Origin of the sequence: Serratia marcescens (assembly GCF_006715005.1) — a bacterium.
Taxonomy (GTDB): Bacteria; Pseudomonadota; Gammaproteobacteria; order Enterobacterales; family Enterobacteriaceae; genus Serratia; species Serratia montpellierensis.
On the sequence record NZ_VFMJ01000001.1, the window covers coordinates 5,407,548 to 5,429,955 of the forward strand.

The 22,408-nt window shown below is 51.0% G+C and carries 23 protein-coding genes and 1 tRNA gene; 21 read left to right on the plus strand and 3 right to left on the minus strand.

What is annotated here, in order from left to right:
• Positions 1 to 10: 10 nt before the first annotated feature.
• From FHU12_RS26060 to FHU12_RS26070, 3 genes are read left to right on the plus strand one after another with little or no spacing between them, the layout of a single operon-like run.
• On the plus strand, positions 11 to 1,480 hold the full coding sequence (locus FHU12_RS26060) for an integrating conjugative element protein (RefSeq protein WP_376698858.1): 1,470 nt from the start codon (positions 11 to 13) through the stop codon (positions 1,478 to 1,480).
• A 16-nt stretch (positions 1,481 to 1,496) separates the two neighbouring features.
• Positions 1,497 to 1,868 carry a hypothetical protein gene (locus FHU12_RS26065; RefSeq protein WP_141972667.1) on the plus strand — a complete coding sequence of 124 codons (372 nt, stop codon included), beginning with the start codon at positions 1,497 to 1,499 and terminating at the stop codon, positions 1,866 to 1,868.
• Positions 1,865 to 3,403 carry a conjugal transfer protein TraG N-terminal domain-containing protein gene (locus FHU12_RS26070; protein ID WP_141972669.1) on the plus strand — a complete coding sequence of 513 codons (1,539 nt, stop codon included), beginning with the start codon at positions 1,865 to 1,867 and terminating at the stop codon, positions 3,401 to 3,403. Before FHU12_RS26065 ends, FHU12_RS26070 begins: the two co-directional genes overlap by 4 nt.
• 42 nt (positions 3,404 to 3,445) lie before the next feature.
• Here the strand turns inward: FHU12_RS26070 and FHU12_RS26075 are convergent, their stop codons facing one another.
• The gene (locus FHU12_RS26075; protein ID WP_139569307.1) at positions 3,446 to 3,844 is read right to left on the minus strand and encodes a hypothetical protein; all 399 of its coding nucleotides are present in this window, start codon (positions 3,842 to 3,844) and stop codon (positions 3,446 to 3,448) included.
• A 237-nt stretch (positions 3,845 to 4,081) separates the two neighbouring features.
• Between FHU12_RS26075 and FHU12_RS26080 the strand changes: the two genes are divergently transcribed.
• From FHU12_RS26080 to FHU12_RS26145, 13 genes are all read left to right on the plus strand, one after another.
• Positions 4,082 to 4,729: a DUF4852 domain-containing protein gene (locus FHU12_RS26080; RefSeq protein ID WP_141972671.1), complete on the plus strand. Its 648-nt coding sequence runs from the start codon at positions 4,082 to 4,084 to the stop codon at positions 4,727 to 4,729.
• Positions 4,730 to 4,747: 18 nt separating this feature from the next.
• Entirely contained in the window at positions 4,748 to 5,383 is a 636-nt protein-coding gene (locus tag FHU12_RS26085) for an SEN1982 family lipoprotein (RefSeq protein WP_141972673.1), read from the plus strand.
• A gap of 1,093 nt (positions 5,384 to 6,476) precedes the next feature.
• Positions 6,477 to 7,397, plus strand: a complete 921-nt coding sequence (locus tag FHU12_RS26090; protein WP_141972675.1) for an integrase domain-containing protein — start codon at positions 6,477 to 6,479, stop codon at positions 7,395 to 7,397.
• Between the two features lie 21 nt (positions 7,398 to 7,418).
• The gene (locus FHU12_RS26095) at positions 7,419 to 7,841 is read left to right on the plus strand and encodes a hypothetical protein (protein ID WP_141972677.1); all 423 of its coding nucleotides are present in this window, start codon (positions 7,419 to 7,421) and stop codon (positions 7,839 to 7,841) included.
• 435 nt (positions 7,842 to 8,276) lie between these two features.
• Positions 8,277 to 8,684 carry a hypothetical protein gene (locus FHU12_RS26100; protein WP_141972679.1) on the plus strand — a complete coding sequence of 136 codons (408 nt, stop codon included), beginning with the start codon at positions 8,277 to 8,279 and terminating at the stop codon, positions 8,682 to 8,684.
• Positions 8,685 to 8,790: 106 nt separating this feature from the next.
• Positions 8,791 to 9,087 (plus strand): hypothetical protein, encoded by a 297-nt coding sequence (locus FHU12_RS26105; protein ID WP_141972681.1) that lies wholly within the window; start codon positions 8,791 to 8,793, stop codon positions 9,085 to 9,087.
• A gap of 124 nt (positions 9,088 to 9,211) precedes the next feature.
• Positions 9,212 to 9,775: a hypothetical protein gene (locus tag FHU12_RS26110; RefSeq protein WP_141972683.1), complete on the plus strand. Its 564-nt coding sequence runs from the start codon at positions 9,212 to 9,214 to the stop codon at positions 9,773 to 9,775.
• Positions 9,772 to 10,146, plus strand: coding sequence for a hypothetical protein (locus FHU12_RS26115; protein WP_241016706.1), 375 nt, complete (start codon positions 9,772 to 9,774; stop codon positions 10,144 to 10,146). Before FHU12_RS26110 ends, FHU12_RS26115 begins: the two co-directional genes overlap by 4 nt.
• A 114-nt stretch (positions 10,147 to 10,260) precedes the next feature.
• Positions 10,261 to 10,863, plus strand: coding sequence for a DUF3085 domain-containing protein (locus FHU12_RS26120; RefSeq protein ID WP_141972685.1), 603 nt, complete (start codon positions 10,261 to 10,263; stop codon positions 10,861 to 10,863).
• Positions 10,864 to 10,938: 75 nt separating this feature from the next.
• Positions 10,939 to 11,949 (plus strand): ArdC family protein, encoded by a 1,011-nt coding sequence (locus tag FHU12_RS26125; protein ID WP_141972687.1) that lies wholly within the window; start codon positions 10,939 to 10,941, stop codon positions 11,947 to 11,949.
• A gap of 11 nt (positions 11,950 to 11,960) precedes the next feature.
• On the plus strand, positions 11,961 to 12,239 hold the full coding sequence (locus tag FHU12_RS26130; RefSeq protein WP_141972688.1) for a TA system toxin CbtA family protein: 279 nt from the start codon (positions 11,961 to 11,963) through the stop codon (positions 12,237 to 12,239).
• A 332-nt stretch (positions 12,240 to 12,571) separates the two neighbouring features.
• The gene (locus FHU12_RS26140; protein WP_141972690.1) at positions 12,572 to 13,495 is read left to right on the plus strand and encodes a DUF1281 domain-containing protein; all 924 of its coding nucleotides are present in this window, start codon (positions 12,572 to 12,574) and stop codon (positions 13,493 to 13,495) included.
• A 120-nt stretch (positions 13,496 to 13,615) separates the two neighbouring features.
• Positions 13,616 to 14,284 carry an N-6 DNA methylase gene (locus FHU12_RS26145; RefSeq protein WP_141972692.1) on the plus strand — a complete coding sequence of 223 codons (669 nt, stop codon included), beginning with the start codon at positions 13,616 to 13,618 and terminating at the stop codon, positions 14,282 to 14,284.
• 61 nt (positions 14,285 to 14,345) lie between these two features.
• Here the strand turns inward: FHU12_RS26145 and FHU12_RS27240 are convergent, their stop codons facing one another.
• Positions 14,346 to 14,687: an FxLYD domain-containing protein gene (locus FHU12_RS27240; protein ID WP_168188561.1), complete on the minus strand. Its 342-nt coding sequence runs from the start codon at positions 14,685 to 14,687 to the stop codon at positions 14,346 to 14,348.
• Between the two features lie 451 nt (positions 14,688 to 15,138).
• On the opposite strand from FHU12_RS27240, the gene FHU12_RS26155 reads away from it, so the two are divergent.
• From FHU12_RS26155 to FHU12_RS26175, 5 genes are all read left to right on the plus strand, one after another.
• Positions 15,139 to 15,888: an SDR family NAD(P)-dependent oxidoreductase gene (locus tag FHU12_RS26155; protein WP_141972696.1), complete on the plus strand. Its 750-nt coding sequence runs from the start codon at positions 15,139 to 15,141 to the stop codon at positions 15,886 to 15,888.
• Positions 15,889 to 16,127: 239 nt separating this feature from the next.
• Complete coding sequence (locus FHU12_RS26160; protein WP_141972698.1) at positions 16,128 to 16,805, plus strand: helix-turn-helix transcriptional regulator; 678 nt, start codon at positions 16,128 to 16,130, stop codon at positions 16,803 to 16,805.
• A 393-nt stretch (positions 16,806 to 17,198) separates the two neighbouring features.
• A complete protein-coding gene (locus FHU12_RS26165; RefSeq protein WP_141972700.1) occupies positions 17,199 to 18,647 on the plus strand; it encodes a UvrD-helicase domain-containing protein in 1,449 nt (482 codons plus the stop codon).
• Positions 18,641 to 20,350 (plus strand): TraI domain-containing protein, encoded by a 1,710-nt coding sequence (locus FHU12_RS26170; protein WP_141972702.1) that lies wholly within the window; start codon positions 18,641 to 18,643, stop codon positions 20,348 to 20,350. The genes FHU12_RS26165 and FHU12_RS26170 overlap by 7 nt, the downstream gene beginning before the upstream one ends.
• Before the next feature lie 66 nt (positions 20,351 to 20,416).
• Positions 20,417 to 21,430, plus strand: a complete 1,014-nt coding sequence (locus FHU12_RS26175; RefSeq protein WP_099818043.1) for a tyrosine-type recombinase/integrase — start codon at positions 20,417 to 20,419, stop codon at positions 21,428 to 21,430.
• 200 nt (positions 21,431 to 21,630) lie between these two features.
• Here FHU12_RS26175 and FHU12_RS26180 read toward each other — a convergent pair.
• Positions 21,631 to 21,706: transfer RNA gene (locus tag FHU12_RS26180), tRNA-Phe, on the minus strand.
• Positions 21,707 to 22,408 lie beyond the last annotated feature (702 nt).

A 22,408-nucleotide genomic window follows, 5' to 3' on the forward strand; every position in this document is an offset into this window, starting at 1 on the left:
GAAAAACCCAATGAATGAATTTATCCGGGGACGGCGCAGTCTGCTGTCTTTGGTGGTTGCCGGCAGCCTGGCGATGGCCGGTGTGAGCGCACACGCTGACGACAATGACGATAACGGCACCCTGTTTGGTATTTCGTTGCCCCAGGTGAATGACAGCAATGTGGGGTACGGGAAGAGCGCCAGCGGCGCGGTCTCGGACAAGCTGTTCTATTCCCTGGGCGGAGGCTCGGTGATATCGCAGCCGGCGACGCGTGGCAATATGCAGCGCCTGGGGATGAACCTGGGCTGGAGCTCGGATTTGATGTGCGGCAACTTCGACCTGAAGAGCACCATCGGTAACCAGCTCAATGGCGTGACGGACGGGTTCAAGAGCCTGATGGGTAACGTTATTCAAGGCGCTACCGGTGCGGTAGCCAGTCTGCCGGCGATGGCTATTCAGCGTGCTAACCCGGGCTTGTATGAAATGCTGACCAACGGGGTATTGCAGGCCAATGTGGCATTCGACAAAGCCCAGCTCAATTGCCAGAACCTCTCCAAACGGATGATGGATATGGCGGACTCCGGCGGCTGGAGCCAGGCGGCAGCGATGGAGGAGGCCAAAAGCCTGATCAATAACGGGGATGCCGATGCAGTGCGGTCGATGAATGCCACGGAGAAAGTGACCGGACAATCCGGCCAGACCTGGATCGGTGGACAGAAGCGTGGCGGCGCCGGTCAGCCGGCGATTAAGCCAACGCACGATCTGGCTGCAGCCGGCTACAACATGATGAATGCGTTGCCGGTCACCAGCACCTCCAGCGTATCCGGCAGCAGCTGTACCGGCGGTGCCTGTACCAAATATGCCAGCAGTGAAGAAGCGGCAGCCGCTGTGGTGAAGGTGTTGGGCGACACCTCGCTGCGCACCTGCAAAGACGCCGCGCAATGCACCAGTGGCGAAGGGGCCGAACAGCCAGGCAGCACCGTAGCCGGTACGGGGTTTGCGCCGATGCTGGAAGAGGCAACCAAGGCGAATAACGAACAGTTGGCCAGGCTGGTCAATGGGGCAGAAAAACCCACCGCGGGTAACCTGGCCAAACTCAAAACGGGCAGCCTGGCTGTGACCGCCGGCGTTATCAAGGCACTGCAGCGCGATCCGGATAATGCCGCCCTGGTTGGGCGCCTGGCCAGTGAACTGGCGATGGCGGATACCATCGAAACGGCCTTTATCATGCGGCGCATGATCACCACCGGGATGTCTGAGCCGAACGCCTCTGCGCAGAAAGTCGCCATGGAAGAAGGCGATCGGCGTATCGAGGCGCTGGATCGTGAGATCACGGCGCTCAAGAACGAGATGGAGATGAAGCGTGAGATTGCGCGTAACGCGGTGCTGACCATCATCGACAGGGAGAACAACCGGGCGGAAACCAACCCGCAGCGTCAGTCGGTTGACAGCCCGGATACTAAATTCAACCAGCTGGCCGTGCCGGAAAGCGACCAGTAATTGTGAGGATGAATCAATGACCGGAACAGAGAAAAAAGCGGTGACGCCCGCCAGGGGGCGCCGATTCGGTCTGCGGGCTAAGCGTGTTCTGCAGATGTTGGGCATGTTGGTGATAGCGATGATTGTCGCGCTGGGCATGGCTCACTGGGGTGTCAATCACCCGGGAGAGAGTGCCGCGCTGCGTGACTGGGTGCACAGTACACGCTATGGCTGGCTTAGCTGGCGTCTGGCGCTTTACGCCGCGCTGGCCTGGGGATTCTGGAAAATCTGGCATGCCCCTGGCTGCAAACTGGAATACCGGCAACCTCTCAAACGCATGGCCATTGCCTGCGCGGTATTTGCCCTGGCCTGTGAATACAGCCTCTTCGGCGGAGGGCTGACCTTATGATGACCAACAGCTATCTGGAGTATTTCCTGACGCTGCTCGGCTGGCTGATTAACAATGGCCTGTGGGAGTTACTGGTCAGTACGGGGCTGTTTGTGCTGCCGTTGCTGTTCAAGGTGGCAGCCATCTGGCTGAAGGTGCGAGAGGAAGGGGAGGATGAGGGCAACAAAGGGATGCTGTCTTTGCCACGCATCGAAAACCTGCTCTACGGGGCATTCTTTGTGATGCTGGCCTGCTGTCTGCCGCTGATGAATGTCAGCCTCGACACCATCAAGTATGACAGCAGCCGGGCGGCGACCTGTGGTACCTGGACACCGAAAAAGCCGGATGAAACGGGCTACGCCAACATCATGTCGAGTATGAACGGCCAGACGGCGAAGGTGCCGGTGTGGTGGTTGGTGGTGCATAAACTGTCGAAGGGGATCACGTCGGCGGCCGTGGCCACGATCCCGTGTCGACCGGACCTGCGGCAGGTGCGTTTTGAGGTTCAGCACAGCCGGGTCAATAACCCGGGGCTTGCGAAGGAGCTGCAGGACTTCACCAACGATTGCTACGCGCTGGCGCTGTATACCTGGCAGAACCGCGATCAGGGCCAGACGACTGACAAGGCTACCCTGCGTGATATTGAGTGGCTGGGGTCGAAAACCTTCCTGAACGGCGGGTACTACAACAACCTGCAGTCCAAAACGCCGCGTGCCAGTTTCCCCTGGAATGAGGGGCGGGACAGCGGTCGGCCAAACACCGGGCGAGGTGGGTACCCGACCTGCAGCGAGTGGTGGTCAGCCGGCGACGTGGGGCTGGAAGCCCGCGTGGTGAAACAGGTTGACCCGGGCGTCATGCTTCGGATGTCTGCCGCGCTGAAGATGATGGGGCAACCGGATGCAGATTATAAGGAAGCTGTGATACGTCGCCTGGTCAGCCCGGATAACCTGACGGTCTCCCAGGGCGGACGTGCTTATGCCGGTTACGGCGGAAATGCAGACTTTACCCTGGACAACTCGGTTAACCGGCTCGCGTCACTGGGCGGAACCGCGCTGGGGAGCCTGGCGGCGTACCCGGCATTTGATGCGATGCGTCAGGCACTGCCGATGGTGCAGGCGGTGCTGCTGATGGCCGTCTACATCATGGTGCCGCTTATCCTGGCGTTCGCTGCCTACGAGTACAAGACGGTGATTACGGTGACGTTCGTGGTGTTTGCGCTGAACTTCCTGACGTTCTGGTGGGAGCTGGCGCGCTGGCTGGACAGTTGGTTACTGGAGGCGTTGTACAGTTCGGACTCGCACAGTCGCTGGAATGTGGCCGGGTTCCAGAATAGTGCAGATGACCTGATTATGAACCTGGTGATGGGCTGTATGTTTATCGTGTTGCCAGCAGTGTGGCTAGGGGCGTTGTCCTGGGCAGGAGTGAGTGTTGGACATTCTATCGGGGCTGCAGTTAAGAGCGGGACTGATACGGCACATAACACCGGTGGACAATTGGGTAAAACAGCGGGAGATGCAATATCGAACAAAGCGGCAGGTAACATATTGAATAAATAATCCCTAAATCAGATGGCGCCAATATGCGGCCATCTGATTTACTCATCTTCGGTAGTCATAGGGGCTGGTATCACCATCACTAATCTTTGTCTTACCTGAGTACCAACCAGGACCAAACTCGCCATATGTTTTATATTCAAAGGTGGATTTACGAGAGTTTTGCTCATATAAAGGTTCAAAAACCAATGATGCGATAAGTATGATTGCTGACATTATGATACCTAGACTAGCTATGAGCAGCCCGCCAAAGGCAACTGCAGCCAGTATCGAAGTTGCAAGCATGATCATCGGAATATGCCCAATCCAGTTAGGAAGCTTGTGTTTACAAGCTTTGGACACCCAGCGCTGATCCCAACGCAAAATCGTACTCTTTAAACGTTTCCACAGACGCGCCACCCTAATGCCCCGTTGGAAGGCCTGTTGATCTCTGGTTTGGCTCATTTAACCTCCAGTTTCCTTATATGCATCGACATCACTATAGCTTAAAAATCGACCAGTTGCTATAGGTCAGCTTGACCCAAATACAATACTGTTCAGATTTTGTCAAACTTGTCCATTGACAATGTAGATTCGTATTGTAAGGTTTCCTGGTCTTTTTTTAGACAGGGAAAATTTCTGTATTCAGGTTACTGGCTATGGGGATTCAGGTTTAAAAAGCACCGTAAGGGGGTGTTGAATATGATCAATAAAAAACTAAAGTGGCTATTACTATCTGGTGGGCTGCTTCTCAGCAGCTCCGTGATGGCTTACGATTTTAGTTATGATAATACGCTGATTGCTTATCTGAAACTGAATGAGAATGTGAAGCCGCAGGATATTGTTGATGGTTATATGCAAATGTATCGCCCGACTGTATGGCAGAAAAGTCATGGTGATGAGTTCGAACTGGAAGATAAAAGAAAGGAAACTGTCAATATTATTGAAAAGAAAATGTCAGAAATGGATCTTGCTAAAAATTTCACCATCAAAACTATTTTACAGTTTGGAAATTATGATTTTACTAAGGGGGCATACGATTTCACTCCTTTTACAGGCAGTATATACTATCACGTTGATAAATGTTGTTATAATGGGATAACGAATAGTATTAACATTTTCTTTGATAATGGGGATATAGTCAATGGTCTTATTATGCCTAAAGATCAGGCCAAGGCATTTCTTGCAAAAAGGAAAGATAAATATGGAGCCGTCAATAGGAATGTGTTTTCCGTTATCAATTTCACCATGAAAGAATCCACGGAAGAAAATAAAATAATAGGACATGTAACTAGTGTGTCTGTTTATGAAAAAGAAGGTGGGGAACTTCTTCAGGAATATAAAATCTGATAGCCGGGAGATTGACTGATGAATAAGTTATTACTGACTTTTCCTTTGGCACTAATAATGCTTTCCGGATGTGGAGATCCAAAAGATGCCACGGAAAGTAACTTTAAAAAAGCAGCACAGGCATATTTGGATACGCAATATCCTCATTGTTATATTACGGTGAATTTCCCGTTTAAATCAGACGTGGTTTCCTTTAATCATTTGCCTGAGATACTGCATATCATGGCAGGAAAAGGAATGGTTAAAGAAACGGAGACCTCACGTAAGCATATTCCTGCGAGCTGGGCAGGAAAGGAAAGAGATATTGTGGTTAATTCCTATGATCTGACAGAAGAAGGTAAGAAATATTATAAGCCTGATGCTGCCAGGAATATGAAGGGTGAAGCACTAGGCGGTTTCTGTTTTGGCAGGGCTACGGTTGATACTGTTGATAATTTTACAGAGCCTTCTGATGCCTTGGGGCAGAAAATATCCCGCGTTGCATTCTCTTATAAAGTGACGGATATTCCAGACTGGGCGGGTACGCCGGAGCTATTGGATCTGGATCGCCGCCTGAAAGAGGATATGGCTTCCGGCTCTGTGCCGCTTAAAAAGAACGGCATCTTTATTCTGACAGGAAAAGGCTGGATGCACGAAAGGCTTTTCGGTAAATAAATGCCCGGGAATCTCTCCGTAACCAGGCGTTTTCGCCTGGTTTTTTATGCTCGTTTCCCGGTGAGTAGGATCTGTTCAACAGACTCTGATACCGCACAGGCAGATAATAGCATTGACGGTAATCAGGATGATCGCGTAAGCTGAGCCCGTTCCATTGTCGTCTCTGGACGACCATCCAATGTCTCAGCACTCTGTGAGAGGCGCCTTCGGGTGAGTGCCATCCAAAGTTTCATGTGACCTGTGAGAAACGCCTTCGGGTGGTCACAATATCCTCGTAGCCTGGAAGAGGATGCCCATGTGGCGGTACCTCCGTTTACCCTTTGAGAACGGAGATCACAACAGTGATGAAGGTTCACTAACAACTCAACCGCGCCAGTCCTGGTATGGTTCCTTTCACCAATAACGTATGTATTACGTCTTTCTGCAGAATGTTTGCTTTGTAAACATCTTTGCATCAACTCTTTGATATTTAATCTTTTATGACGTCTTAGTGACGATGCGACTTTTGAACGCACGGATAAGGCCATTTGGTACATTTGGCCGCTTACGTGAGTCTCATTAGGAGCAGAGGAGCGCGGCGTCACTTGCGTGCGAGCAAAGCGAACACCAAGTGACGCCGCCAGGCGTACTACGTCAACACCACGTACGGCGCGGGTTTGCAGAATCTATTACCGCGTGACGTACGTTTTAAGACGTATTCACAACATTTCCGCCACGTCCGTTTTCACGGACGAACGAGCCGGAAATACATCTCAACCGTTGTTAAGGACTCAAAATGATGGTCATTAACTTTATGATAAATGGAGGAAAATCGTTCTGATATTGAGGCGTCAGCTATAACGCTGATGGGGTGTTTAATTCACCAGTACTGAGTACTGGTTGATCACCTGTAAAAACTCAACATAGGCATTGCTCTGCTACACAATATCAAACGAGCCAGGATGGCGAACGAACCGACACGCAGAGAACGTCTTTCATGACGTAAAAAGAACAATCTGATGGCGATGTTATCCGTGCATACAGGTGTGCTGTGTGCAGTTCACCCGTATGCGTGGATGAAATGTTATGTCTGTTATCTGTGGAGGGCATTTTTATGGGCAGGAAAACAGCCAGGTCGAAGGTGGAGCAATTCAGGCGAGATTTCATTACACAAGCGCGTGAGGCTCCCGGTGGGTATGCCAGTACTGCGGACAGGATGCGGATTGCAAAATACTTTTTGAAATATCTAAAAGAAAACAAGATCCAGTTGCGTCATACTGACAGCATTAAAACTCGTCATGTCGTCGGTTATTTACAAAGCCGGGCAGCGATGGGGATTTCAGTGCGTACGATCCAGAATGAACGTTCAGCTATTCGCGGTGTGTTATTACGTGGTGGGCATTATAAATTGGCTGATCCGGATAATCCATTATTAAGTAATAAGGCATTGGGGTTAGAGCCTGCCAGTCGGGACGGAACAAAATTACCTTTAACGCCGGATGAGTTCAAAACGGCATTTCAGGAAGTGGAAAAGAAAAATACCGGTGTTGCAGCGACCATGCAGCTTTCCTATGTGCTTGGACTCAGAAATAAAGAGGCCATTGAAGCTTGCAAATCTATTTCTACCTGGAAACGTGCTTTGAGATCAGGACAACAATCGGTACGTGTTGTTTTTGGAACAAAGGGCGGGCGTCCCCGTGATACACTGATTGTTAACCGAGACGATTTGAAACGCGCGATTAGTTATGCTGAAAAAGTAATGAAGGCACAGGATGGGAAGCTGGTTGACCGACCTGATATACGAAAGGCGATGAATACTTATCGATATCACCTTCGTCGGGTTGGTTTGGTGGGGGATAAATCACCGCATAGTATGCGTTACCATTTTTCTCAGCAGGCTGAGTCTTATTATAAGGGGCAAGGGTATACTGAAAGAGAAATTTATGCACAGGTCTCGATGGATTTGGGACACGGTGATGGGCGGGGGCGCTATGTTAAACAGGTTTATTTCAAAGGTATGCCTGAGGATAATTGAACTATTACGAGTGAGGTTTTTATGCGCCATAATATTTTGATGAAAATAAAATCAGTCAAGCAGGTTGATGAGATTTCGTTGACGGATGCAGAGTGTGGTGATGTTGTTATTACTTTTGAGTGTGAAACGCCGTTAAAGGAGTCAGACACCTGTGCGATGATGGGGCGGTATTTTAATGATGTGTATTTTGAAGAGACTGACGGCGATAGTTTTTCACGTAAAGGAGATGTGTTTGTTATGACGGGGGTGATCAGAGTGCCTCTTTCAGATAAAACGCAGAGCCTCAGTGAAAGTGAAATAACGATCCCGATTTCCTCCAGGCTGACTCGTCAGCTTATCTCTCAGGAGTATGACGCTGAGAGGAAAGAGAGTGTCAAAGAAATGGTTGATAATTGGATTGGCGGTCTGTTCGATAAGCAGGGCAACTTGATTATTAAGAAATGACGGGTGTGGACACTATACAATGTATTCGCCGCAGCTCTCTCAGGGCTGCGGCTTTTTTATTGCTTAAATTATTGGTAAATCGTCTTGACACCTGTCTTGAGTGGTTTGAAAATGACCAGGCTTACTTGTTGTCTTCGGGCAACCAGCCAATGCCTCAGCACTCCGTGAGAGGCGCCTTCGGGTGAGTGCCAGCCAATGTTTCATGTGACCTGTGAGAAACGCCTTCGGGTGGTCATGAATAGCCTCGTAGCCTGAAAGAGGAAGCCCATGTGGCGGTAACGTCGTTTAGCCTTTGAGAACGGCGATCACTCAACGGTGATGAAGGTTTCTTCAACATTTCACTTCCGGGTACATGCCCGATCTCTGTAATTATCCTGACGGAAAACACATCCCGTCAGGGCTGGTGTTATCCGTCTTCCTATCAGGACTGACACCATGAACAGAATAAACCTTCTCTGTGCTGTTGTTTCATTTGTGAAACATCAGACTGAACAACGTCTTCCTCACGCGCGTGTCGTAGCAACCCTGGCCAGGCTGGAAGAGAATGCCTTGTTTTTGCAACGCATTCTTGCCGAACTCGAACAGGCAACTCGGTACATCCGGAGCATGTGTAATTCTGAGGATAGACTGGCTATTGATAAAGCCGTGTTCTATACCGCACAGGCGCTTGGGAACCGTCAATTTTATGGCCTTGGGAACCAGTGGCTCCTGCGAACGGGGTTGCGGCAAGCGATTAAGCTGGGCAACCAACTTGATCCGGAACTGTGGCAGTGTGGTTGGGACATCGGCTATAACGATGCTTACGTCGATGGCATGGAATCCAGTCACGGCGGCATTTATTGACCCCACACCTTTGACCTTCGTCTGATTGCGCTGTTGGCAATCGGCTCCCCCAGGGAAAACCCTTTCCCCTGGGAGTGGTGTTTCCCTTTTTTACAGGAGAGACACCATGTCTATTACTTCTTCAGTTGTTCCTGATTTCTTCTCAGCCCTGCAGCGCGTCAAATCGGCTGTCCGGCGAATACGTTTTCGCATGGCGCCGCCGCGTTTTACTGACTGGTACGTCAATGCCGCAGGTAATTTTGCCGTTCGCGCGTATGTTATCTGCAGTGATGACGGTTCGGTCAGCGCGTTACTGACGCTGCGCAAAGGTTGGTACAAGGGCGAATATACCTACGCAAGCATTCATGTTGTGCTGCCTTGCAAACATACCGAGCGCAGAAAGGCTTACCGACTCGCTGGCTAGCATGCTGAGCATTTGGCCAGACTGCGTTACCGCTTTTAGAGCGACGGGTTTACCCACTCATACCCTGACGGGGATTTATGCCCGTTTGGGGATAAATCCCTCTGCATTTTATGGAGGATTTATCGTGAGCATGAACGTGTATTTTGTCGCACCGCCGTCCCGTGACGCGTGGATTGATTTTACCTTGGCGGTGACCGAGGTGTTCTGGTTGTTGCCGGATGAGGTCCGGCCGGAAGGTATCACGGAAGCCGGCCAGCTGTTTGATGGCATGACCTTTGAAACGGCCGGTTTACGGGTATCTCCTGTACCCGAGGACGACTCCCCGACCCCATCGATGTCTTGCGTCGAAGAGCGGGTGGGGTTCTTTTACCGCCCCGATTTTTTCCACCGACTGGTTTTGATACTGATACATAACCTGTGTCCGGGCGCTGTCCGCATTGAACGGGATACTCAAACTGCCGAATGTGGCTGGGAGCAACCGCTTATCTGGTTGCGCCATCATCTTCAGCGCCCCGAACTTCAGGCACCGGAAGCCGTGAATGAGCGGGTGCTTACGGATGACTCCGTCCGCAGACACCTGGTGCAGTTCAGGAACAGCATTAACGCCGATGAGCGCGCCTACCACTGGCGAGTGATCGCCTTGATGGATAACGTCTGGCTTACTCCGAAAGAGAGGAACATGTCATGAGTATGAACATCGCCTTTTTAACCACCTCACCCCAGACGCTGACTCAGGATTTGTGCGATCTGGCCAACCTGGAAGGGCATTTGCTGGCTGTACGCGCGCTGATGCGTCTCGATGCCGGCAATGAAAAGGGTGAGGGTGAAACCCACTCGCCTAACCAATGTGAGGTGGCTTCTGTCGCTTACCATTTTGGTTTTGCCTGGCAGGGGGGACGCTTCGACCGTCCGGCCTGTGAACCGCTTATCAACGCACTGCACCAGCTTGGGACCGCAATCGATCCGGCAGTATGGCAGAGCAGCGTTGATGACGGGTGTAATGACGCAGAGATTGAACGGGAGCAGGCGCGAGTGAACCAGTTCAACCCCATCATCTAGTCCACATTGTCGGTCCTGTTGAGCCAACTGGTCACCGACGCGTTACCTTACTTTCCCTGGAGGGGCTTTCCCCCTCCCGGGGAAGGTCCGCCTCCGCAATTCAGGAGACTGACCATGCTGCATTTTAACCCTGCAGAACTGCGCGCCGTGGTGGCTGAAGTGCGCGCCAATCAGTGTGCGCTGGTGTTGGCCAAAGACAATGGCGTCTATCTGATGCCGGCCGTGGGCGAACGAAACGCCACCGGCCGTATCAAGCACCTGGCGTATGCCGACGGGTGTCATCCCGACAAGGATGAGGCCTGGTATGAAACGTCCCGGCAGCTTGCCGGCGACGATGACTTTGGCGAGGCGCTGGTGCTGAACGACAGGTGCATCGAACGAATACTGTCGCAAGGCCATGAGCTCTGGATACACCTGTTACCCGAAACGGTCTATATGCACGTTGCCACGGTTAACTGGGTGTGTGTCGCCGATTATCGCCGGGTGACCGCGCGCATGCTGCAGCTGGCCGAGGTCCATTACTCGGTCTGCGTCAGCCAGGATGAGTTTAAACACTGGCGTGAGCGGGCCATCAACCTGCTGGCCACGGCCTGTCATACCGATTGCAAACGGGCAAAACCCGCCGATCGGGCTGATTACCTGGCTCTGTTCGAACGGCTGAAACAGCGTGTTGACACAGTGAATCCGAAAGGGGCGCTGCGTTATCCCGCTCTCTAACCACTTTTCCTGTCCCCTGGGGCGTATTCTTCGCCGCCAGGGGAGGAATGCGCCTTTTTCATTGAGGAGCATTCCATGAAGAAAACATCACCATCACGCCGGCCGGCAAAAGCCCGTCGCGAACGACCAGACCTGTACCAACAGGTCACGGACAGTATCATCGGCGCCATCAAGCGTGGCGCCTTACCCTGGCGCAAGCCCTGGCGGACTGACCGGAACCGGGTTTATACCGGGTCTGTCATGCCGCAGAACGGCACGACGGGTTACCACTACAGCGGCGTAAATGTGCTGCTCTTGTGGATAGCTGCGGAAGAGCGCGGTTTTCACTCCAATCGCTGGCTGACTTATAAACAGGCGGAGGCCGTCGGTGGCCATGTACGTGCCGGCGAGACGGCAACCCTGGCTGTGGTATTCAAACCCTGGGATAAGCAGGTGGAGGATGCTGATGGCCGGCAGCTGTTTGACGAAGAGGGAAAACCGCTGAAAACGCGAATACCCATGCTGAAGCCGCTGTACCTGTTTAACGTTGCCCAATGCGACAACCTCCCGGAGGCCGTTGTGGGTGTTACGCCGGCAGAGGCGCCGGACGAGGGTGATGTATGGGTTGATGCGAAAACGCAGGCTCAGGTTAACACCCTCGTTGAGGCCTGCGGTGTTCGGGTTGAACAGGTCTACCAGGACAGGGCGTTTTACTCCCCGCTCCGGGACCAGATTGTCCTGCCACAGGCTCAGCAATTTCGAACCGAGGCGGATTACTGGTCAACGTTGTTGCATGAACTGGTGCACAGCACCGGCCATGCTAAACGGCTTAACCGGGAAGGGATCACGTCTTCTTCCCGGCGGTTCGGCGACCCGGTTTACGCGTTTGAGGAACTGGTGGCGGAGCTGGGCAGTGCTTTTATGTGCGCGCAGCTTGGCGTCTTTGGTGACATCCAGCACGACAGCTACCTTGAGCACTGGCTCAGGGTATTGCGTGAAGATAAGCGCGCGCTGTTTCGTGCGGCCAAACAGGCCCGTGAGGCATCAGAATTTTTGCTGAGGCCTCTGGCGGACCCGGTGACAACCGATCCAGCCGTTGCGGCATGAGGAGTCTGGTGATGACGATTGAAGAACGTTACTGGCAGACCATTGCCGGCAGGTTACTGGCCAAATATTTTGGCCTGGCGTTAAACGATACCGATCTGTGTGAAGCGGAGTGCGTGATGGCTTTACAGGAAGCGGGAGTGCGGCCGTTTGAGGCGATCAATAACCTGGTGGATAAATACCACCTGGTACGCCTTGGCGCCAATCCCTTTACCTCATCATCACCGTATCTGCGCCAGGTGGAAGAGCTGGGCGTGATCGGTGAAACAGAACAGGAGATAACCGATGACTAAAACCATCAACAAGAGGCTGCAGTGAAGCTTCAGCAGACTTGTGGCGCCGCCGTTCGGCTTGAGAATGTCTAGGGCCTGAACCATTACATTCTGGCGATTATCGCCGATGGTAGCCGACGTCCGGGCTCGTGGGAGCGCGAAATATTGGTACAGCTGGGATTGGTCGCTGATGGCGACGAACACCAGGTATACCGGGCTCACTATGGCGAGCAAGCCCACTAAGGACAGGATCAGCGTCCTGGCCATCATGAGGTAACACCTAACCCAACGGGGGAGACTTTCCCCCGCTGGGGAAAGCTCCCTCTTTTTCTTGTAAGAAGAGGAGAACGACCATGTCGAACTGGTGCAATAACCGTTTAGTGATCACTGGCCAATCCGTTTTTGTGGATGAACTGCAGCAATGGGTCAATGGCCATGTTGTTCCTGACTACCGTCATGCTGTTCAACAAAGCTGCCGGCTGTTCCTGGCCGGGTGTGCCGGCATCCTGAAGCCGGCGACGACAAAACCCGGTGTTTATGTGCCTTACCCGGCACTGTTAACGCAGCCGGGGATTGCATCGACTCAGAATCTGGCCTTTGAACACTGGTTCGGATTGCTGAAGGCGGATGTGCCGTTAACGGGTGAGAACATTCGCCTGATAGAGCGACTCTACCGCCAGTCGGGTATCGATGCGGTGAAATGGGAGAACATCCCCAACGTCGCAAAGGCGTGTATGGCGGATGTACTGTCGCGCCAATATGCGGACTGGTTCGGACTGGTGGGGGTTAGCCCTGATATCGATGCCGGCATCTGCTGGGAACGTTTGGGGATGATGCCTGAATATACCGCACCGTGCGATATGCTGATGCTGATCCCGACGCGTCTGGCGACCGAACTGAATGGCTCTGGTGGACTGCTGCGTGATGTGCCGACCACTGTCGAGCTCTATGGTCGACAGTACGGCGTCGAGTGGCCGGCCGGCCATAATGTCGGTTGCGTACGTGATGGCATCAATACGTTGACGGTACACTTCGATTCTCCGTGGTACCCGCCAGCCGGCGAGGTTATCGGGAGAGTGTCTGAGTTGTTCAGCTGCCAGGTGGAACATACCTGGTATATGCCTGATGCGGAACGCAGCGGCTACGATCGCTACGACCGCGGTGAGCATGTCGACGGTGGACGAATAGCGGCTAAGGTTGAGGAAGGTGAGGTGATCCACCTGACCTACGCCGACAAGGATTCTGTGCCGTTGTCTCCGAATGCAGCAGCGAGTTAAGCGCCAGCAGCGGTATTGTAGTTAAACGATGGCCACCGGTTATTCCGGTGGTCTTTTTCATCCTTCGGGGAACATAGTTTCCCGCGAAGGATATGTGTTCCCTTTTTTCGGAGAACACGTATGGCCGGGTTGATTAACCATGAAAAAACTTTCATATCACTTTTCCACGAAACGGCGCGCTACCACCGGCGCGCGAAAGTGTTTGAGGACTTTGTCAGTTGCAGTGTCATCGCACTGGAGAACCGCCTTTGCTTCAACCAAAAACGCGAGGACAAGTACCTGCAGATCATCAAAGGCTATGAGAAAGCGGATGTCACGCGCATAGCGCAGCTGCTGGCCTTGGTATCGATGAGTATGATGACCAGGTTCAGTGACTTCCTGGGCAGGGTTTTCATGCAACTGGATCTGGGTGACAAGTACCGTGGGCAGTTTTTTACGCCGTGGGATATCAGCAGGATGATGGCGCAGATTTCACTGGGAGATGTCGACGCCATTTTCAAGAAGAAACCCTTCATTACACTTGGCGAACCGGCATGCGGTGCCGGCTGTATGGTCCTGGCCTATGCCGATATACTTAACCAGGCTGGCTATCTGTCACACCGCCACATGTGGGTATCTGCTACAGACGTCGATCCGTTGGCGGCTGGCATGGCCTATATACAATTGTCGCTGTGTGGCATAGCAGGGGAAGTGGTGATTGGTAATTCGCTTCATAACGAGCGACGCCGAATACTCTATACGCCCGGTCACTATTTGGGGAATTGGTCATCACGCTTGCGGGGAGATTAGGTTGCCTGATGAGTGAGAGGTTGAATTAACGAATGCCGGCTTATCGCCGGCTTTTTTACCGTTAATGTACTGATACTTCTGTTACTCGAAAGCTATCGGGCTTGAGAGCAATGCTGTTGTAGGCAGCTGATATTTTCCAGGACTGACCCGGCTCGACATGATTGGCCATATCAACGGCCTGGCCAATGATTTGTCCATTCTGGAGCAGGTTGAACTTAATCATGACCATGTTAATCTCGTGGTCGGTCTTGTTCGTGCCGGTCCCGATGATATTTTTTAGTCCATTTGCCGTGTCAGCGAATTTAAGCCCGGTAAGCTCAACATCTTTGCTTATGTTTTCTGCCAGCGCATAACCTGAAAATGCAGCACTCAGGACAGCTAACAATCCGATTTTTCTGAACATCTGTCAGTCCCCATGGATTATAGGTAAAGAAATCATACCTAATTCCCCATGGTTTGTTAATGCCTAAGTTTATACTGGCTTATGGCTCAATTCTTCAGGCTGTACTGTCTGGCGGTAGGGGCTTCCGTAGGTTTAATGTGCCCCGGCTTAGCACAGATAGTGTTCGTCTGATGTGCTCAATCTTCCTGAAAGAGCCCTGGCAGGCCTGGATTGGTAACGGGAACCGACTGGTTACAGTAAGTCTTTTCTTCAGGAAATGATTTACTGTGGTGCGTATCGTTCTGACCTGCGCAGCATAGCGCTGGTCTTGTCACTTATGAAAGAGCTGATTTCCCTCAGTTGCCTTTTATAATTAAGAGGGTGTAATCTTTAGAACCGCATTTTTTCAATCATGGTATGCGTAGCGATTCGCTACAGTCAGGTATTTACAACCCATCTTGAGGATTTTCTAATGTCAGCGAAAGTAGTTGTAATAACAGGTGCGCTTTCCGGGATTGGCGAAGAGTGTTGCCGTCAGTTTGCTAATAACGGTTATAACGTAATATTTTCCGGCAGAAAAACCAAACGTGGCGCAGAGCTACAAGAAGAGTTGAGGAGTATTAACTCTCAAAGCCACTTTGTGCTCGCTGATGTTGTGCTCGAAGAACAAGTCGCCGCTTTGATAGGAAAGGCCTGTCAAATGTATGGTAAAATTGACACGTTAATTAACAGTGCGGGAACAGAAGGCTTGCCCGCACCACATGATCAGACTACCGTTGAAGACTTTCACCAAGTATTTGATACTAATGTCCTGGGGACACAGCTTGTGATGAAGCATGCTTTGCCTGTTATGAGCAAACGGGGGACCGGTAGCTTAATCAATATATCTTCGCAAGCCGGATTGGTTGGGATCCCAGGAGGAAGCGTATATGCTGCCAGTAAACATGCAGTCAATGGGCTTACGCGCTCCGTAGCACTTGAGGTAGCAGCTAAAGGCATCAGGGTTAATGCAATCGCACCAGGCCCCGTAGAGACTGATATGTTTGACCGTTTTGTTGGCCGGGATGAAGAAGCGAAAGCCGAATTTCTCAGTAGAATGCCTACCGGGCGTATAGCCACAACAGGGGAGATTGCTGCCACGGCTTTATTCCTCGCCTCTGATGCAGCTCGGTCCATCATAGGACAAATCATTACGGTTGATGGTGGGTACTCGGTTGGTTAGAACGAAGTTTGATGCTGTAAAGTCCGCCATATGGGGTAGACTTTACAGCAGCAAGTGGTTTAAAACCCATGTTCACTCGTTGTCAATATCTCACTCATAGTTTAGTTTCAGGCAGGACAAATCGATGTCGGGCTGATCTGCCTTCCAGTTGTCTGCAAACTTTTCCGCAGAGGCGGTGGAGAAGGAGGCTGATACTCACTAAGTTGACTGAACAACAAATCCCTTTGGAGGGGCTTTCTATGGAAAAGGAAGTACGGCCTTTCACAGGAGAAGAACAAGTCCTTGAGCCAACGATTGAATCCTATGTGGACAAACCATTAATTCATACTGGCGGCGGTATTATTCTTGTGAAGGACTTGAACCACCGCTTTGTGGCATCTAATGCGGTATTTAGTCGCTTCTCAGGCGTGCACCCATATAAGCTCCAGGGTCTTAATGATTTTGATATGCCCTGGGCTGAAAGAAGGGATATTTATACCAATCATGAGAATGCTATTCTGTCTGGTGAAAATTATAATGTCCTTGAACCGTTACCAGGAGTGATTAAGGCCTTTTTGCACACATCCAAAAAAATTATTTATGATAAGAATGGGCAACCTGCTGGAACGCTTGCTACAGCTATTATTATGAACGGTGCTTTTGATTTCTCTAACATTGCTGGAATTTCAAAATTTATGAAAGTAGCCCCTTACCAAGGGGTGAACCTCACCGCGAATGAGGCTAAGGTTCTTTTTTTTATACTTAAAGGTATGAAAAGGAAAAGGGTTGCTGATGTGATGAATATGTCACTTGCGAACTATGATTATTATTTGAGGAACATTAAATTTAAGTTTCATACTGACTCAATAGTAAATCTAATAGAAATTTGTATTGAACAAGGTTATCATGAAAACTTTCCATTTCAAATGGTTATGTGACATGTTAAATCTTATGACCTATGAGAAATCATAGGTTGTCAATTTTTGGTCTTTGATTCTCTCGTCTGTTAACTTTATCCTACGCATACTGAAGATTTGAGGTCGTTTTTTTCTGCATCAAAGTAATCTCAACACCAGGGAAGTATAAGAAGGCGAAAAAGCCGTATATCGAGAAAGTGTATTAATTATATATTGCAATGATATTAGGCGCTGAATATTTATGGTGCTCGCACCATAAATATTCAGCGTTTTTTTAAGGCTACAGCAAGAGTACTGCAACGTAAGGCTACCCCCCATAGAAATCTTTTCTTTTTGAGAAAAGGTTTTCTTGTGGTGGTTATCGTCTTGATCTGAGCAGGATAGTGCCGGTTATGTGATTACGGAGTGCTGCTGATGTCTTATTCTGATACACCTGAACAGGCCGCCATCATCGGCTGGTCTGGCCATCGCCTTGTGGTCAGGGCGTTTGCCGGCACCGGTAAAACGTCAACATTGGTCCGCTTTGCGCAGGCCAACCCGAACTGCAGAATGCTTTATCTTGCCTATAACCGTGCAGTCAGGGATGAGGCTGAGCAAAAATTCCCGTTTAACGTTGAATGTAAGACGTCGCATCAGCTGGCCTGGCCTAACTTCGGGCGCCATTATCAGCAGCGGTTGACAGCTAACCTGCGGATCACTGACGTTGCTCGCCAACTCAATACCCGCTATTGGCCGCTGGCACGCACATCTATCACGACCTTTAATGCTTTCCTCTGCAGTGGGGATGGCGAATTGGGTTTGCAACACTTGCCTGATGAAGACTCACGCAGTGGTTTGTCGCCCGATAAAATCCTGGCAGCGGCGCAATTGCTTTGGCGTGAGTCTGCACGCCAGGATGGTACTTTCCCTGTCACCCATGACGTTTACCTCAAGCTGTATCAGCTCTCTCAGCCCGACCTTTCCAAACGCTGGCAGACGCTCCTGTTTGACGAGGGGCAAGACGCGAATCCGGTGACGCAGTCACTGGTACTGGCGCAGGGCTGTAATGTGGTGTTGGTTGGCGACCGGCATCAACAAATCTACCGATTCCGTGGCGCGGAAAATGCCCTCGATGCTCCTGAGTTGGCCGATGCGGACCAACTTTACTTGACTCACAGTTTCCGTTTTGGTCCTGCCGTGGCCCAGGTGGCCAATATGCTGCTTGCGCGGCAAGGCGAAACGATGTCTGTGGTCGGGGAGGGGGAAAACGACAGGGTTGTTGGGTGCATACCTGATGACGTGAAGGGGCAGCCTATTGCCATATTGAGCCGAACGGTGGCTGGGGTCATCGGCGCTGCGCTGGATGCCAGCCTGGCAGGGAAGAAGGTCTACTGGGTTGGGGGTATCAGCGGCTATAAAACGGAAGAACTGGAAGATCTGTACTGGTTCTCGGCTGATATGCCTGAGCGGATGCAATCTCCGCTGCTGGCGCGAGAATACCGCAACTTTGAGGAGTTTGAGTCGGTTGCCAGAGCAACCCGGGATGTTGAAATGAACCAAGGCCTGCGGTTACTCGAACAGTACTTCCCGCTGCCACAAAAGCTGCAGGTGATGCGTGAACATGCGGTTACCGACGAAAGTCAGGCTCAGGTAACCGTTTCGACGGCGCATCGAAGCAAAGGGCTGGAGTGGCCTGTGGTGGTGTTGAATCATGATTTTGCTGATATCACAGATCCCCTGATGGCCGACAGCGAACGTACCGATGAAACCAACCTGCTGTATGTCGCTGTGACCCGGGCCCGGCAAACGCTGGTACTGAATGAATTGCTCCAGGTGTTGATGGACAGCGAGGGTAATGATATCGCCGGAGGCCTGGCATGCTGAAGGCTATCAGAGAGCTGCTGGTTGGGACCCTGGATATGACGGTAAAGCCAACGGCAAGCACTTCAGTCTCAAGAGGGCCTGCTGGTTACTTTATGCCCGCGTCCGCAGAACAACTGTTGAACACAGCATCTCGTAAGCAGAGTTTGCAGCAGTTATGGGAAAATTGTGCGCTTCCAAAAGACCTCTATGAACAATTCTATCTGCAGCCACTGAAGCAGCTCTTTGCGTTGATGCAGATGTTGCCGGCAACGCCTCAGGGGGAGTATGCCAGGGAAGAGGGCTTGATTGATGTCACATTGCAGACGACGACATATGCGGTGCGCCTGGCCAAAGGGCACATGCTACCTCCTGGGGCGGCACCGGAAGAACAATCGGCACAGAATGTACAATGGAATGTCGTGGTGTTTTACGCTGCGCTTTGGCACTACCTGCCGTTGTTGAGCCAGCTGCAGGGGGAGTTCCAGAGTGGTCGCGCCTGGTTACCTGGCTTGACGGTGCCGAGTGAACCTTACCGTTTTCGCTTCAGGGCGGCTCCTTTAGCCCCGACCCTGGCAAGAAGCCAATGTGCAATGATTGCGGCAAGGTTACTGCCTGCAGAGGTCCTCGACTGGCTTTCAGCACTGCCAGCGGCTACACACTCGTTGATGACGATTGCTTCCCGCCAGCCCAGCGCATTACCTGTAATAGACGACATTATTCAGGAAGCGACTAAACTGGCGCGCGGTGATAGCCTGTCCGTATCGTTCTCGCCAGTATCTATCTCCGACACATTGACAGTAGCCTTACCATCGGTTGCGCCGACTACAGAAAATATCACTTCTTCAGTACACGCGGTTGATTTGCAAAGTGCAGTCAGCAGCACCAACCCTCCGCTCGTTGAGGGGAAACCGCCGGCAGAGACATTAAATCAGCCCAAAGAAAATGCAGAATCAGTAACGGAGGTATTATTGAGCTCAGCCCTGGATGTGCCGGTTAACGATAAACCTTTGGCTGAGATGGTCCTGGCGCCTGAAACGATCGTCGGCGTTGAGGAGGATATGCAGGCTCTATTGTCATTAATGGCGGTTGATGTGTTTGCTTCGGTGAACCATACAGAACAGGAGTACAGGGACGACCCTCACGAAGATGAAGGCTCCATGCCTGCCGATAATCTTGTACTTACTGATGAAGTGGCTCAGGTAGTTCAGGTAGCCGAAATAAACCAGGAATCAAAAGCCATCGATGATATCGCTCCCGCAGCGGCATTTTCAACATCCGACTTTTGTGCCCCTCCAACAACTGACCCCGCTCCTTCACTATTACAAAAACAGGGCAATGAAGGAGATGGGGGAATAACTCCCGGAGAAGTCTTTTGGCGTTGGTTATCGGATGGACTCAGTTCTAATGAGATCCCCATCAATTCCGTCGGTGCGAGGGTTCATCTTGTTTCTGGTTTTATTTTTATAACCGTACCCGGGATTTTTTATTTGTACCTGAAACAGGTTGGTCTGGATGGTTCTCAACGAGAAGCCCTCCAGGAGGATTTTGAACGCCTGGAGAAGCATCGTCGAGCGAAGGGTAAACGATTTTATTTTGCTCACCTGTATGAAACATCAGAGCGCAAAGGGGCGTTTAAACGAACCAAAGGTTACCTCGTTAAGGCAAGTCTGCTCTATCGGGGGAATAACTTACCTGACGACAGTCCGGTACTGGTGATCCCCTGACAGGGATTAATTGTGTCTTTCGACTAATTATGTTCGCAAGGCTTCTATTTAAGCTAGGGAGAGATTATGCAAAATAATCGAGGTATGGACTGGGAAACTTTGCTCGAAGAGTATTTCTTCTCAAAAGCGTTACGTCCTGAAACTGAAATGAGTTATCGCCGAGTGATCGCAGTTTTCAGGAAATTTATTGGGTATGACATGTTACCTGATGAAGTCACGAACCGAGAGTTAATTTTGTGGCGCCGGGACATGCTGGGAAGGGGGCTAACAACAAGTACGTGGAATAATAAAGTTCGTCATTTACGTGCGGTCTACAACCAGGGGATAAAGAAAAAGTGGCTCACTCTTAAAGAGAATCCGCTTAACGAGACGCAAGTACCACCGGGAAGTAAAAGAAAAAAAATCCTCAGCCGGGATCAGTTGATTAAGGTAAATCTGGTGCTGGGGCAATTTGAAGAACGCGAAAATCAGTGGCCAGGACAATGCAGGCCCTGCGCGCTCTATCCCGTATGGTATTGGCGTACGGTGTTTGATGTGTTGCGTTCGACTGGCATGCGACAGAATCAGCTGTTACACGTGCGTTTAAAAGACGTCGATCTTAAAACTAATTCTATTTTATTGTGTAAAAAGGGAAGCAAAACACATAGGGAATGGTTGGTGCCAATAGTGAACTTTCTGAGCGACCGTATGCGAATACTTGTTGATCGTGCCATCGCACAAGGAGCTGAACAGGAGGATTATCTTTTTGATGTAAAGCGTTTCCTAAACCCATTGGGTGATGTTGGTCCAGAACCTGCTATACAGCCCGTTCGCTCGTTCTTTACCCGACTAACGAAAGAGTGTGGTTTTAAGGTGACCCCCCATCGGTTCAGACATACTCTGGCGACTGAGATGATGAAATCCCCCGATCGTAATCTGGCAATGGTAAAGGGATTGCTGGGGCATCGAAGTGTCAGCACAACCCTGGAATACGTCGAACTGGATTTGAAGATCACGGGGCAAGCGTTGGAAGATGAACTGTCACTGTATATGGATTTGACCCCTTCACGTGAAGAGGAGCCTAGACACGTCTTGACATAACTTTAACAAGCTGTAAAAATCACCAGTGATCGAGAAAAGGATGCCCGTGGGGAAACACAGGCATCCTTTCTAGAGGAACCTAATATCAACGCCAGAGTGTAAATACCTAGAAAACCACTTTGACATCTATCTACCGGTTCCGTATTAACCGCCCGTTAAGGATCTCATCCCTTAACCAACGTGCTTTGATGCAGAATTAGTGGTGCCCGGACTCGGAATCGAACCAAGGACACGGGGATTTTCAATCCCCTGCTCTACCGACTGAGCTATCCGGGCAACGGGGCGCATTAAACCGTATTGGCCGGATGGCGTCAATCGCTTTCTGTCACAAAGCCGATCGGTTGCTCTATTTTCAGGCAGCGAACCCGGCGGAGCGGGGGATGGGAGGATATCGTTACTCAATAAATATGCATGTAAAACGTGTATTTATACCGTTACCTGGATGAGTTTTTATGGTTTTTTAATTAAATAACAATGTTTTACAGATAATCCAATGCGCATTAAACCAAGGCGATTCTTGCTTGAACCCCGCAAAGAATCATGCAATCATTGCGCAAATTTCAGCACTCTCCGTTCCCTGACGGTGTTCCCGCTTCTTATAAGCCAGAGGGTTATTGGCATGACTGGTTTTGTTGCTCAAGCGCTGCTGTGCACCAGACATCTGACGCCGCCACCGTTCCGCCGTTGTCTCCTCCGCACGTCCTCCGCCCGAATACGCCTGCCGGCCATGCGGTAAGGCCGCCTGATGCTCGCTGTTAGGCATGCGTAAAGCCAGCGCTGCGGCCCTGATTTTACTGATGCCTGTCGGACGCTGCCAAGACCAGTTCCCCCGATAGCCGCCTGATGATCCCCGATCATGAGCCGGTCACGCACGCCGCTTATGCTGCCGTGCCCGGGTATCGCTTTTACCGGGATAACCGCGTTATCTCATTACCGTGCCGGTGGCACACCCTCATCCTTCACCGTTTGAGAGTCAGC

Coding starts and splice junctions, on each gene's coding strand:
- FHU12_RS26065 (WP_141972667.1), top strand. CDS start 1,497: ATGACCGGAACAGAGAAAAAAGCGGTGACGCCCGCCAGGGGGCGCCGA.
- FHU12_RS26155 (WP_141972696.1), top strand. CDS start 15,139: ATGTCAGCGAAAGTAGTTGTAATAACAGGTGCGCTTTCCGGGATTGGC.
- FHU12_RS26100 (WP_141972679.1), top strand. CDS start 8,277: ATGAACAGAATAAACCTTCTCTGTGCTGTTGTTTCATTTGTGAAACAT.
- FHU12_RS26165 (WP_141972700.1), top strand. CDS start 17,199: ATGTCTTATTCTGATACACCTGAACAGGCCGCCATCATCGGCTGGTCT.
- FHU12_RS26060 (WP_376698858.1), top strand. CDS start 11: ATGAATGAATTTATCCGGGGACGGCGCAGTCTGCTGTCTTTGGTGGTT.
- FHU12_RS26075 (WP_139569307.1), bottom strand. CDS start 3,844: ATGAGCCAAACCAGAGATCAACAGGCCTTCCAACGGGGCATTAGGGTG.
- FHU12_RS26095 (WP_141972677.1), top strand. CDS start 7,419: ATGCGCCATAATATTTTGATGAAAATAAAATCAGTCAAGCAGGTTGAT.
- FHU12_RS26105 (WP_141972681.1), top strand. CDS start 8,791: ATGTCTATTACTTCTTCAGTTGTTCCTGATTTCTTCTCAGCCCTGCAG.
- FHU12_RS26115 (WP_241016706.1), top strand. CDS start 9,772: ATGAGTATGAACATCGCCTTTTTAACCACCTCACCCCAGACGCTGACT.
- FHU12_RS26120 (WP_141972685.1), top strand. CDS start 10,261: ATGCTGCATTTTAACCCTGCAGAACTGCGCGCCGTGGTGGCTGAAGTG.
- FHU12_RS26130 (WP_141972688.1), top strand. CDS start 11,961: ATGACGATTGAAGAACGTTACTGGCAGACCATTGCCGGCAGGTTACTG.
- FHU12_RS26160 (WP_141972698.1), top strand. CDS start 16,128: ATGGAAAAGGAAGTACGGCCTTTCACAGGAGAAGAACAAGTCCTTGAG.
- FHU12_RS27240 (WP_168188561.1), bottom strand. CDS start 14,687: ATGTTCAGAAAAATCGGATTGTTAGCTGTCCTGAGTGCTGCATTTTCA.
- FHU12_RS26175 (WP_099818043.1), top strand. CDS start 20,417: ATGCAAAATAATCGAGGTATGGACTGGGAAACTTTGCTCGAAGAGTAT.
- FHU12_RS26090 (WP_141972675.1), top strand. CDS start 6,477: ATGGGCAGGAAAACAGCCAGGTCGAAGGTGGAGCAATTCAGGCGAGAT.
- FHU12_RS26070 (WP_141972669.1), top strand. CDS start 1,865: ATGATGACCAACAGCTATCTGGAGTATTTCCTGACGCTGCTCGGCTGG.
- FHU12_RS26085 (WP_141972673.1), top strand. CDS start 4,748: ATGAATAAGTTATTACTGACTTTTCCTTTGGCACTAATAATGCTTTCC.
- FHU12_RS26170 (WP_141972702.1), top strand. CDS start 18,641: ATGCTGAAGGCTATCAGAGAGCTGCTGGTTGGGACCCTGGATATGACG.
- FHU12_RS26140 (WP_141972690.1), top strand. CDS start 12,572: ATGTCGAACTGGTGCAATAACCGTTTAGTGATCACTGGCCAATCCGTT.
- FHU12_RS26125 (WP_141972687.1), top strand. CDS start 10,939: ATGAAGAAAACATCACCATCACGCCGGCCGGCAAAAGCCCGTCGCGAA.
- FHU12_RS26080 (WP_141972671.1), top strand. CDS start 4,082: ATGATCAATAAAAAACTAAAGTGGCTATTACTATCTGGTGGGCTGCTT.
- FHU12_RS26145 (WP_141972692.1), top strand. CDS start 13,616: ATGGCCGGGTTGATTAACCATGAAAAAACTTTCATATCACTTTTCCAC.